The sequence below is a fragment of the Sphingobacterium sp. UBA3549 genome, from assembly GCF_002376635.1.
Taxonomy (GTDB): domain Bacteria; phylum Bacteroidota; class Bacteroidia; order Sphingobacteriales; family Sphingobacteriaceae; genus Sphingobacterium.
In genome coordinates this window covers 76535-89904 of the sequence record NZ_DFOE01000028.1, presented here as the reverse complement: position 1 = coordinate 89904, position 13370 = coordinate 76535, and the positions used below count along the sequence as shown (strand labels likewise).

The window sequence follows — 13370 nt, the reverse complement described above, 5'->3', positions numbered from 1 at the left end:
CCCTTCCGTGACATGCCCGCTATTTAAGGCAGCGTGAACGTCCGTAGCGACGGAAAACAAATAAAAATTTTTAAAGGATGGAAAAAAACACTACCTCACAACAGTCATTTATACCGACAATACTTGCATTTGCACTTGTTCCGATTACCGGGCTTGCCACAGATATTTATCTTCCTTCAATGCCACAAATGGCGCAGGAACTTGGCTTAAATGAAAGCAAAATTCAATTGACGCTTTCGCTTTTTCTAATTAGTTATGGTATCGCTCAGTTCTTCACAGGAGCATTGGTGGATGCCTGGGGAAGGTATCGCATTAACCTCATTTCACTTTTTCTTTTTATTATCAGTTTTTGGGTCACGGCACACACGCAGGATATCTGGGTTATCTACCTAATGCGGATTTTACAGGGAATTTTATCGGCATTTGTTGTCATCTCCAAAAGAGCCTATTTTGTAGATGTCTACGACGGTGAACAGCGTAAGCACTACCTGAGTATCATGACCATCGTCTGGTCGATCGGACCGATTGTGGCTCCCTTTATCGGTGGTCACCTCCAAACACAATTTGGCTGGCGTTCCAACTTTATTGTTCTGGCTGCATATAGTGCTGTGCTCTTTGTACTTGAACTGATCTTTTCCAGGGAAACAATCAGACAGAAAAAGCCCCTTCACATCGATTATTTGATTAGCGAGTTTAAAATGATGCTAAAAAGCATCGATTTTACCTTCGGCATATTCATGTGCGGCATATCCTATGGCCTGGTCATGTTCTACAATCTCAGTGGCCCCTTCTTTATTGAGCATCAACTGGGATATAGCGCGATTACCACTGGCTACATCTCCCTTATTATGGGTTTAGCCTGGATGTGTGGTGGATTTATTGGAAAAGCATTGATCAAAAAGGCATTGATACCCAAACTGAGAATTGCCAACTTTATTCAAATATTGCTCATCATAGGCATGCTGATCGTTTCACTTTATAAAGCGAATTTATACACGCTTACGTTCTTTGCATTTGCAGTACATTGTACTGCCGGATTCGTTTTTAACAATTATTTCAGCTACTGTTTGGGAAGATTTCCATTGTCGGCTGGTATTGCCGGAGGACTAGTAGGCGGAATAACCTACCTGCTCACATCTTCACTCAGCTATCTCACCGTGAGTCTAGTAAACCCTGCTACTCAGTTTCAGATTGGATTAGGATATGGCGTATTTTCCATATTGGGTTTGATCACCTTATATGTGATAAATAAGCTCGTCAAGAGCAGCTAGTTGTTGAATGAGTCTTACACACAGAAAACACAGACCCCCTGTAGTCGTTTGACCACAAAAATACACATACAAGATGAATTGTTTTTAACTTAGTATCAAAAACAACTATATTTGTATCATCATAATTTAGGTTTATAATTGGTTATTGAAGGTTTTCATTCTCCCCGTTTGAAAACCTTTTTTTTCTCCTAATTTTTTAATATCCCCGGTAGCACTTATTCTGGTCTTTTGTGCCGTACCCCAGCTATTAAAAATCGAAATATCAAAAGAAATACGTAGGATCAACCAAATGATTTTTTTCCCCAGCACAAGAGGGATGTCTTAAGGAGATTTTCAAGTGCTATATGAGCTCGGAGATTACCAATTCTCCAATAAAATCGATATATTGTACCCCAAATCAATTTTAAGTGAGGGAGTCGATGACAATAAAAAAATATAGGAACGTCTATATCTTTTGGTTTTGCACCATTTTATTTATTTTTCCAAACTGCAGCTATTGCCAGACCATCATACCTACAGGTACACCTTTTGTTAAACAATTCAAAAAAGACCAATACAAGGCTGGAAATCAAAACTGGTCGTTGGCAGTAGACAAAGATGGCCGTATCTATAGTGCAAATACTGAAGGTCTATTACAATTTGACGGACAGTACTGGCGTATCTTTCCGCTACCAAACCATTCCACCGTCCGAAGTGTTTCGATAGGTAAAGATGGTAAAATTTATACCGGTGGCAGAGGAGAATTTGGTTATTGGACTGCTAAGCCTTTTGGAAACTTGACTTATCATAGTCTTTCGAGGCTGGTACGCGACAAGACCTATTTTCCAAACGAAGAAATCTGGAAAATCATTGTGGAAGACCAGCGCGTATTTTTCCATACCTTTTCCAAATCCTATATTTGGGAAAACAATACGATAAGGCAGTTAACGGCAAAAGGAGAGCCTTTTTTATTCCCACATCAGCTTAATGAAAAGTTGTTTTTCGAACAACTACCAAGTGGTCTGCATGAATTTAGACAGGGTAAATTGATTCCAATCAAAGGCAAAGACGTCTTAAAAGATAAAAACGTCCTTGCCCTATTGCCTTTCGACACAAATACTTCGCTCATCGCCACCGCACGAAACGGCCTTTATCTGATGAAAGCCGACGGAACTATCGAACCTTGGTCGGTTCCTGCAAATCAGCTATTGAGCCAATCACAGGTAAATAATGGCATATACCTCTATGATGGACAATACGCCTTTGGCACCATCCAGAACGGCGTTATCATTATCAACAAGGATGGCCAAGTCATTCAACACATCAATAAAAACAATGGGCTGCAAAACAATACGGTGCTCAGTATCGTCAAAGACAACCAAAAGAATATCTGGGTAGGACTGGATAATGGTATCGATCGTATTGAAATCAACTCCCCTATTTCATTTTATACAGATTTTATTGGAAAAATTGGCACGGTCTATACATCTATTATCTATCAGGGAAAAATCTACCTGGGTACCAATAAAGGATTATTTTCCAGTGAATGGAAGGGATTGAACAATTACAATGCATTAAACTTCACTCAGGTCCCAAATTCAAATGGCCAGGTTTGGACGTTAGCACTATTCGGTGATGAACTCATCTGTGGCCACAACGATGGAACATTTAAGCTACTTAACGGCCGTCTAGAAAAGATTTCACAGATCACCGGGGGGTGGATTTTCAAACCTATATTTGGCACGAGAAATATCCTGCAAGGAAATTATACCGGTCTTTCAAAATTTACCTTCGATGGTATGCAATTACAATTTGTGCAGCAATTTGAGGGTATTAAGGAGCCCGTTCGATTTTTAGCCCAAAAGGATACTCATTCCTTTTGGATTGGAGACTGGGGACAACTACAACTTATCGGATTTGACCCGAGTTTTCAACAGGCAAATATATTATTCTCCTCCAAACAGGACAGTATTGCCTCGAAGAGACAATTTAAAGGGGTGTATACGTTAGAAAATAATCTTGTATTCGCCACTGACAGCGGATTCCTTCAATTCGACAATATTGTAAAGAGATTCAGTTATGCGAATGAATTGAACGCCGCACTAGGTACCTATAAAAACTCGAATAAGATCATACCGATCAACACAAACAGTTATTGGTTTATTCAGAAGACTAAAATTGCCAAAGTAGATTTTGATAGCAAGGGTAAATTACACATTGACTCCAACCTATTAAGTCCACTACAGGACCGTATGATGAATAACTATGAAAACATCCTTCCTATTGAAAATCAATACTACCTCATCGGGCTAGATGATGGGTTTGCGATCTATCGACATACAGACAAATCACAAAAACATAGGTTGCCACTTCCGCAAATAGCACAGCTCATCAACTTGACCACCGGACAAGCTATCTTTCCAGATTCAACATTTAAATTATCGTCTTCAGACAATAACCTTAGAATTAGCTTTTCGAGCCCCTATTACTCATCTTCACCGCTTCAATATCAATATTATCTGGAGGGATACTCAGACAATTGGTCCGAATGGAGTGAGACTGCCTACCAGGATTTCACAAATCTGCCCTATGGAAAATTCCAAATTAAAATAAGGGCAAAAAATAATATGGGGATGGTTTCTGAAATCCAATCATACTCCTTCACAATTCAGCATCCCTGGTATCTATCCTGGTGGGCAAAGGCTTTGTACACACTTGCTGTTTTAATACTTCTATATTTTGCTTATATCTTTAATGTTCAACGTGAGCGTAGGCGTCAGTTCCAAATACGGCGAAAATGGCTCGAAGAAAAAAAGATTGCTTTGGAACGCGAAGCTGAAAAAAAGGAAAAAGACTGGATCAAACTGAAAAACCAACAATTGGAAGACCAGCTTCAATTAAAAAACAAAGAATTGGCGAATGCAGCACTCAATATCGTCTACAAAAATGAGATGTTGAACAACTTGCACGACGAACTTAAACAGCTTAAAGATGCGGATGGGAACAAACTGAGTTCGGATGAGCTGAAAAAAATCAATAAGCTCATAGACGATGCGCATAATGACGACCGTGACTGGCATATATTTGAAAGAAGTTTTAATGAATCGCATGAAAACTTCTTTAAAAAATTGAAGCAGGAGTTTCCTGATCTAGTCCCCAATGACCTTAAGCTATGCGCCTATTTACGGCTCAATATGTCGAGTAAGGAAATCGCTTCGTTGCTCAACATTAGTACGCGCGGCGTCGAGATCAGACGCTATAGATTACGCAAAAAACTAGGACTTCCAACAGACAAGAACCTATCTGAATTTCTGTTAGAACGTTAAATTCCCCTTTCAAACACTACATCATTACCACACACACTCTTTAGTGTATAAAACACACTAAAGAGTGTGTTATTTCATCAAAAAAAACAATTTAAAAAATTGATTATCAAAATAATAACATACACATAAAACACGATTGAGCAGGGGAAATTTTCGTGTAGTAGTGATGTGAAAATGTTAAATTTTGGGAATGTTGTACTACATCAACATATTTGCCTCAGGGAAATAACCAACTGTATTTTAAACAAACACCAAAAATTTACGATATGAGGAATCTATCCGCATTATTTTTGACTTCCATGGTCGTCTCTGTTGCCTATGGACAAACTTCTATACAAGGAGTGGTCAAAGATGGCTCAAGCATGATATCCATGCCTGGCGTAACCATTAGTATTAAAGGGAAAGCTGTATCTACGAAAACCGACGCAACGGGGAAATTTCAGATTAACGCCGCTCCTACCGATTCTCTAGTCTTTAATTTTCTCGGTTATCGCAAACAAACTGTATACATCGGCAACCAAACACAGCTGAATGTATTTTTAGAAAATGAGAATCAAGCATTGGAAGAGGTTGTGGTTATCGGTTACGGTACGCAAAAGAAAGCCGATCTAACCGGATCGATCAGTTCATTGAAATCGTCCGATATCACCAAGCAACCGGCCATGTCAGCCATGCAATCTATACAGGGCAAAGCTGCCGGTATCAATATCATTGCCAACGAAGCTCCGGGATCGTCACCGAACGTCATCATCAGAGGTCTGGGTACAGCGCTTGGAGGCAGAAATCCACTCTATATTGTTGACGGTATCGCACAGACGGACATCAATAATATCAATCCATCCGATATCGAATCCATGGATGTTTTGAAAGATGCGTCTTCGGCTTCAATTTACGGTCTTCGGGCTGCAAATGGTGTCATCATTGTAACAACAAAGAAAGGTAAAACTGGAACGACAAGTATTAATTACGAAAGCTTTGCAGGCATTAAGAACGTTCTCAATCGCGTAAAAATGGCCAATGCTGATCAGTTTAGAATATTTGCCAATGAATACCTTACCTCGACTAATGCATCTTACCTCTTAGCCGAGAAACAAAAATATAATACAGATTGGTATGATGAGTTGTTACGCACAGGTTCTGTCTTTAATAATGCTGTCAATCTTTCTGGAGGAACAGAAAAAGTGGACTATTTTGTGTCTGCAAACAATTATACCGAAAATGGTATTCTTGATGGTTCTAAATTTGTGAGAAATACAGTACGCAACAACAATGTTTATAAATTTTTAAACAATCGTCTAAAATTCAGTCAAAATTTAAATCTTACTTTAACTAACGCAACACCAAAACCATATAGTGCTTTTACTACCGCTTATCGTCAATCGCCGCTTGCTCCAGTCATGTTTGACAATGGCCGCTATGGTCTTGGTCGCGTAAATACAAAAACGGGAGTGGCTGGCATTGACGCAGCCAACGGGGAACCTATTGGAAATTTAAACTCTATTGGTAATCCAGTTTATGAAGTTCTCCGCCAAAATGAAAGAACAAATACATTCCGTCTACAAGGAAGTATGGAAGGCGAATTCAAAATAACCGATTATTTAAAAATCAACTCGCGTATCGGCGGGAATAAATTCTACTCAAAACAACGGATTTTTAATAACGTAAAAGATCAATGGTTAAATGCCAACACATTGTTGGATGAAGCTAGATTCAACCAATTAAAAGCCGATAATCCCAAGGCCGTTGAGTATGTCGACAACAGCTTAAAATACGAGAATCTTGAGCAATTTCGCTGGTCATTCGAAAACTTCCTGACATTCAACAAAAGTTTTGACAAGCACAATATCGAAGCCGTCGTTGGTATGTCGCGTGAAAAATACGATATCAACAGTATGAGCAGCCAAACAGGCTACAATGTACCGGAACAAGAGCAATATTGGAATATTAACTTAGCCAAAGGTACTAATGATTACGGTATAGTCTCCTTACAAACCAATTACACACCAAGGGCATTAGCATCCTATTTTGGTCGACTACAATACAATTACGATAGTAAATACTACTTAACAGCTACTTTGCGCCGTGACGGATCAAGTGTATTTCGTAATACAGGAAAATACTGGGGTACTTTCCCTTCTGTTGGATTGGGCTGGACCGTCACCAATGAAAGCTTCATGAAAGACGCTACTTGGATCAATTTACTAAAAGTGCGCGGAAATTGGGGTAAATTAGGAAATCAAGATATTCCATTAAATGTTTCCACGATCTTATCAAGTCCGGAAAGCGCAAACTACAATTATGTACTCGGCCCTGAACAAAATATGGTGTACGGAAGTGCAAAAGGTACTCCTGCCGTAGATCTGACCTGGGAAGTAACCAGGGAAACTGGTGCTGGATTAGATTTTGCATTCTTAAACAATCAGCTTTCAGGATCGGTTGACTATTACCATAAGTTTAATACCAACACCATTCTTGATGTAACGCCACTTTACTCTGCTCCAGATGAGAAAAATTATTATGCGCATGGTGCCAAAGTGCTGAATCAAGGTCTGGAAGTGGCATTGAATTGGAACAAAAATATAAGTCCCGATTTTAGCTATACTGTAGGCGTGAATTATGCTTATAATAAAAACAAGGTTACTGAGGTAGTCTATACTTTTGACGGTGCTACAGGAGGTAGCTTAAATAATGGCGAAATCACCAAACGGCTACGTGTTGGACAACCCATCTATGCGTGGTGGATGTTTGAGACAAATGGTGTGTATCAAGACGCCGCAGATGTCGCTAGCACACCATCTTTTGGAGTTGCGAAGCCGGGCTACCTGAAATACAAAGACCAAAATGGTGATGGTGTAATTGACTCTCGTGATAAAAAATTCTTTGGCTCATTCCTACCAACCTCCACATACGGCATTAATATAGGTGTGAATTATAAAATGATCGATTTCAATGTTTCGGGTTATGGTGTTGCCGGCAATAAGGTTTACAACGGTTTAAATAGTGTACGCTCCAATGCTGGGGAGAATATTGCCCTGTCGACTTTTGAAAATCGCTGGACTGGCGCAGGTTCAACCAATGAACATCCTGGTGCTGAAAGAGCATACTGGGCCTCTAACTATTTTCTTGAATCAGGAGCTTACTTCCGAATCAATAATATCACTCTTGGCTACACCTTCAACAAACTTTATAGTTCAAAATCTAAGCTGAGACTCTATGTGACGGCACAAAATCCATTTATATTTACAAATTACAGTGGTTTCTCTCCTGAACTGGCAGGCGATGGCAGTCCAAACCTTACGTCTGGTATCGAGCTTTCAGCTTATCCAACTACCCGTAATTTCTTATTTGGACTTAACATGCAATTTTAATCAATTAGTTTTGAAAACAATGAAAATTAACAAACTCTATATAGCGCTCATGTTCACTGCAGGAATTGCATTACAGAGCTGCAAAGACAATAATTTCCTGGATGTACCCTCAAAGGAACTGGTTGAAGCTGAGGATAGTGAAGAAATTTATACACCAGAGCAATATGTCAATGGAATCTACGGCATGTTTACCGACTGGGATTACTCATTTTCGTATATAGGCATTACAGAAATGATTTCTGATAATGCAGATAAAGGCAGCTCTGAAACCGATGCTGGCGGCGATAAACTAAGTTTAGACAATCTAACCTATACCTCAACAACTGGATCCTTTCTTTCCATGTGGGCGCGTTGGTATAAATCTATTGGTCGCGCGACAAGAGCCATAGAATATACTGAAAATTACGGTTTAACTGATGAAACCTATAAAAATAGATTAATTGCTGAAGCCCGTTTTCTTCGTGCTTTGAATTACTTTTATCTTGTACGGGGTTGGGGTGATGTGCCTATCCAAGAACGAGATTATATAAAGAGAGAACCTGCAGCTGAAGTGTATGCCTATATTGAAGCAGATCTACAATTTGCTATTGACAACCTACCTATCAAATCTGCTTATGCAGCAAAAGATTTAGGCAGAGCGACCAAAGGGGCTGCACAAGGATTGCTATCGAAGGTATATTTGTACCAAAGCAAATGGCAACAAGCGGCTGATATGGCTAAGACTGTCATTACATCAGGTGGATACAGCCTTGAGCCGGATTATGCAACGATTTGGCGATTAGCGGGAGAAAATGGTCCGGAATCACTCTTTGAATGGCAAGCCCGTGGTACTTCCATTGCTCACGGCATCCAACAATATAGTCAGGTACAGGCGCCTCGTGGTGGAGCCGTCAATTTAGGCTGGGGTTTTAATATTCCAAGCCAAAACCTATTGGATGCCTTCAATGCCGAAAAAGATAATATCCGTCGCGATGCAACGATTATTTTCAGGGGTGAAACTCTTTACGACGGTCGTCTGATTGACAATGGTGTAGAGAATCCGATGTACAATGAAAAAGCGTATTCTTCTGCAAACGGAGGTGCAGCTGATGGTGATAAAAATGTACGTTACCTTCGTCTGGGCGAAATTTACCTTATCCTTGCTGAGGCTGCGAATGAACTAGGAAATAACAGTGAGGCACTCACAGCGTTAAACACTGTTCGTACTCGTGTGAAACTGCCTAATGTAACAACAACAGACCAGGCACAGCTCCGTCAATTGATCTGGAAAGAAAGACGCCTTGAATTGGCATTTGAGCACGACCGCTGGTTTGATCTCATTCGTACAAAACAGGCTAAAGCAGCCATGGCAGCCAATGGAAAAGCGTTCCAGGAGAAAATGATGCTTTTCCCTATTCCGGAAGATCAACGTATCCAAACTCCAGAAATGTCGCAGAATACCGGTTGGTAATCATATAAGTAAAAGTAACTCCGTTCAAACGGCCTTTGGCCGTTTGAACATTTTTTCAAGAATTAAACAACATATCCATGAGAAAACGAATAGCATATCCCGTATTCACCGGTATAGCTTTGGCGCTTATTCTCAGCAGTTCGTGCCAAAATGCTATCAATAGCAGTCCAGACAATCCCTCAAAAATTGATTCAACAAATGCAGGCCGCGTCAATGAAGATTCGCTATTGACCAATATTCAGCAACACACATTTCAATATTTTTGGGAAGGTGCGGAGCCTACTTCTGGCCTCGCCAGGGAACGCATCCATATGGATGGTGTCTACCCTCAAAATGACCGTAACGTCGTCACCATAGGTGGTAGTGGGTTCGGTCTTATGGGGATGATTGTCGCCATGGAACGCGGGTTTATCAGCAAAGAACAAGGTGTCCAAAAATTGGATCACATCATGGATTACTTAGGAAAAATCGAACGGTTCAAAGGTGCATGGGCTCACTGGTATGATGGCGAACTAGGCACAGCTAAACCATTCAGTGAAAAAGATAATGGCGGCGATATTGTTGAAACCGCATTCTTAGCACAGGGTCTGATTGCCATTCGGGAGTACCTAAAGGATAAAGATGATTCTGCTCAAAAGGTTGCCCAAAAGGCTGACAAGCTATGGAAAGAAATCAATTGGAATCATTATACAAATGGGCAAAATGTCATGTATTGGCATTGGAGCCCCAAATTTAACTTTCAACAAAATCACCCGGTAAGAGGGTATGATGAATGTCTGATCACCTATATCTTAGCAGCCTCCTCGCCTACTTATCCTATTGCTCCATCGGTATACCATGAGGGCTGGGCAAGATCAGGTGCGATTAAAACAGCAGCTAAAAAATATGACATTCCACTCGTCCTTAAGCATAATGCCAAAGAAGGCGAAGTGGGGCCACTTTTCTGGGAGCATTATTCTTATTTAGGATTAAGCCCCAAGGGATTAAAAGATCAATATGCAGATTACTGGGAAGCAACAAGCAACCATGCCAAAATAAATTTGGCCTATGCTGATCTAAACCCAAAAGGCTACACGGGTTATGGTTCCTCTAAAGGATGGGGCTGGACAGCCAGTTATTCCATCAACGGTTATGATGCCCATCACCCAGACAACGATCCTGGCGTGATCGCGCCAACAGCGGCATTATCATCCATTCCCTATACACCGCACGAAAGCATTCAATTTGCACAATACCTCGACAAACAACTTGGCGACAAAATTTGGGGTAAATATGGCTATTACGACGCGTATAGCGAAACAGCAAATTGGTATCCACAACGGTATCTGGCGATTGATCAGGGACCTATTATAGTGATGATCGAAAACTATAGAACTGGTAAAATCTGGGATCTTTTTATGCAAGCCCCGGAAATTCAACAGGGACTAAAAAAACTTGGTTTTACAAGTCCCTATTTAAAATAGTGGTCTGTGGAATCATTTTCGATCCATCACACGTTGAAAATGGTTCCTACCACGAAAATAACATTGCATAGTATCAAAAAGTTCAACAATTAAAATTGAACATCTACCCTAAATATTAAGTAGCGCAGAGTAGAAGATTCATGCGCACATAAACAAAAGATAATAAGATGAAAAAAGTAGTAGGTGCTTTCCTTCTTGCATTTCTAGCTTGGCATACAAGTTCGGCTCAAAGCAATCAGAAAATGGACAAGTTCATTGATCAGCTGATGGCTAAGATGACTGTCGAAGAAAAGATTGGACAACTTAATCTAGTAACAGGTGGTGAGGCGACTACAGGAACGACTGTCTCCACTGATGTGGAATCAAAAATTAGAAATGGTCAAATCGGTGGTATTTTCAGCATGAGTACCCCCGCTAAGATCCGCAAAACACAGGAGATAGCCATTAAACAGTCCCGTTTAAAAATACCCATTATCTTTGGTATGGATGTCATTCATGGGTACCGTACCGTATTCCCTATTCCTTTGGGACTTGCCGCTACTTGGGATATGAATTTAATTCAGCAATCTGCACGTATTGCGGCAGAGGAAGCTACTGCGGATGGAATCAATTGGGCATTTTCGCCAATGGTCGATATTTCTCGCGATCCACGATGGGGTCGTATTTCTGAAGGTGCAGGTGAAGATACCTATCTTAGCTCAAGGGTTGCTGAGGCTATCGTCCATGGTTTCCAAGGTGATAATCTCGCGGCATACAACACCATGATGGCCTGCGTCAAACATTTTGCCCTATACGGTTCAGCCGAAGGCGGTCGTGATTATAATAGCACGGATATGAGCCTTCACCGGATGTACAATGAATATTTACCTCCTTACAAAGCAGCAATAGACGCCGGAGCTGGAAGTATTATGACGTCTTTTAACGATATTAATGGTGTCCCTGCTTCAGCAAACAAATGGTTAATGACTGATGTTTTACGCAAACAATGGGGCTTTAAAGGATTGGTCGTAACCGATTATACAGCGGTAAATGAATTAACGGCACACGGTCTAGGTGACCTCCAGCAGGTGTCTGCTTTAAGTCTCAATGCGGGTGTTGATATGGATATGGTCGGTGAAGGGTTTCTTACGACGCTAAAGAAATCTTTGGACGCTGGAAAAGTCAAAATCGCAGATATTGACAGGGCTTGCCGTTTTGTTTTGGAAGCCAAGTACAAATTAGGCTTATTTGATGATCCATATCGCTATTGTGATGAAAAACGGGCGAAAACAGTGATTGGATCTGAAGCCAATCATGCGAAAGCAAGAGAAATTGCAGCAAAATCTTTTGTTTTATTGAAAAATGAAAACCAAGCGCTTCCATTGAAAAAAACGGGCACAGTCGCTGTTATTGGCCCTTTAGCCAATTCAGGAGCAAATATGCCAGGAACCTGGAGTGTCAGTGCTGAACTAGACAAAACGGCCTCGTTGGTTGAGGGCATGAAAGCTGTATTGGGTAACAAAGTAAATATCCTGACACACCTAGGCAGTAATCTGTTGGAGGATCCGAATTACCAAAAACATGCAACTATGTTTGGACGTACAATCGCACGTGATCCCCGAAAAGAAGAAGAGATCATTGCAGAAGCCGTGAAAGTTGCCCAGCAGTCCGATGTCGTCGTCGCTGCGCTCGGCGAATCGTCGGAAATGTCTGGAGAAAGCTCCAGTCGATCTGAACTGGATATTCCAAAAAATCAACAGAATCTTTTAAAAGCATTGTTGGCTACCGGAAAGCCAGTTGTTCTTGTGCTATTTACGGGTCGACCACTGACGCTCACATGGGAAGATGCTCACGTGCCCGCGATATTAAATGTTTGGTTTGGTGGGACAGAAACTGGAAAAGCAGTGGCTGATGTCTTATTTGGAGATGTTGTACCATCGGGAAAAATTACGGCAACTTTCCCACGTAATGTTGGTCAGATTCCGATTTATTACGCGCACAAGAATACCGGTAGACCTTACGGAAACTCAGGTGATTTTGAAAAATTTAAATCCAATTACCTCGATGTAAGTAATTCGCCACTTTACCCTTTTGGATATGGTTTAAGTTATACGACCTTTACCTATAGTGACATTCGTCTCGACCGTACCAAAATCGACGAAAAAGGTACGCTACAAGCGAGTATAGACATCAGTAATACTGGAAACTATGATGCTGAGGAAACTATACAGCTCTATATACAAGACGTAGTCGCATCAGTTACGCGTCCCGTAAAAGAACTAAAAGGGTTTCAGAAAATATTCCTTAAAAAAGGAGAACAAAAAACGGTAAACTTTAAAATTAACGTGGATGATTTGAAATTTTTTGACAACAGCCTGAATTATATCGCAGAGCCAGGAAATTTCAAAGTGTACATTGGCCCCAACAGTCGCGATGTCAAAGAAAAAGAATTTGAATTGCTTTAAAACTATTTTTCTATAAAAAAACAAAGCGGCACTTAAATCAATAAGTGCCGCTTTGTTTTTCTGTGGCGA

The 13370-nt window shown here is 40.6% G+C and carries 6 protein-coding genes; all 6 read left to right on the top strand.

Annotated features, from left to right (window positions below; genetic code table 11):
• The first annotated feature begins 77 nt into the window (after positions 1-77).
• The 6 genes from B2W36_RS13870 (at position 78) to bglX (ending at position 13301) form a co-directional block, all read left to right on the top strand.
• Entirely contained in the window at positions 78-1271 is a 1194-nt protein-coding gene (locus B2W36_RS13870; RefSeq protein WP_293881087.1) for an MFS transporter, read from the top strand.
• 419 nt (positions 1272-1690) lie between these two features.
• Positions 1691-4576 carry a helix-turn-helix and ligand-binding sensor domain-containing protein gene (locus B2W36_RS13865; RefSeq protein ID WP_293888240.1) on the top strand — a complete coding sequence of 962 codons (2886 nt, stop codon included), beginning with the start codon at positions 1691-1693 and terminating at the stop codon, positions 4574-4576.
• A 266-nt stretch (positions 4577-4842) separates the two neighbouring features.
• On the top strand, positions 4843-7944 hold the full coding sequence (locus tag B2W36_RS13860) for a SusC/RagA family TonB-linked outer membrane protein (RefSeq protein WP_293881091.1): 3102 nt from the start codon (positions 4843-4845) through the stop codon (positions 7942-7944).
• Positions 7945-7963: 19 nt separating this feature from the next.
• Complete coding sequence (locus tag B2W36_RS13855) at positions 7964-9394, top strand: RagB/SusD family nutrient uptake outer membrane protein (protein WP_293881093.1); 1431 nt, start codon at positions 7964-7966, stop codon at positions 9392-9394.
• 77 nt (positions 9395-9471) lie between these two features.
• Complete coding sequence (locus tag B2W36_RS13850; RefSeq protein ID WP_293881095.1) at positions 9472-10857, top strand: glucoamylase family protein; 1386 nt, start codon at positions 9472-9474, stop codon at positions 10855-10857.
• Positions 10858-11024: 167 nt separating this feature from the next.
• On the top strand, positions 11025-13301 hold the full coding sequence (bglX, locus tag B2W36_RS13845; RefSeq protein ID WP_293888238.1) for a beta-glucosidase BglX: 2277 nt from the start codon (positions 11025-11027) through the stop codon (positions 13299-13301).
• The last annotated feature ends 69 nt before the right edge of the window (positions 13302-13370 follow it).

Coding starts and splice junctions, on each gene's coding strand:
- B2W36_RS13865 (WP_293888240.1), top strand. CDS start 1,691: ATGACAATAAAAAAATATAGGAACGTCTATATCTTTTGGTTTTGCACC.
- bglX (WP_293888238.1), top strand. CDS start 11,025: ATGAAAAAAGTAGTAGGTGCTTTCCTTCTTGCATTTCTAGCTTGGCAT.
- B2W36_RS13860 (WP_293881091.1), top strand. CDS start 4,843: ATGAGGAATCTATCCGCATTATTTTTGACTTCCATGGTCGTCTCTGTT.
- B2W36_RS13850 (WP_293881095.1), top strand. CDS start 9,472: ATGAGAAAACGAATAGCATATCCCGTATTCACCGGTATAGCTTTGGCG.
- B2W36_RS13870 (WP_293881087.1), top strand. CDS start 78: ATGGAAAAAAACACTACCTCACAACAGTCATTTATACCGACAATACTT.
- B2W36_RS13855 (WP_293881093.1), top strand. CDS start 7,964: ATGAAAATTAACAAACTCTATATAGCGCTCATGTTCACTGCAGGAATT.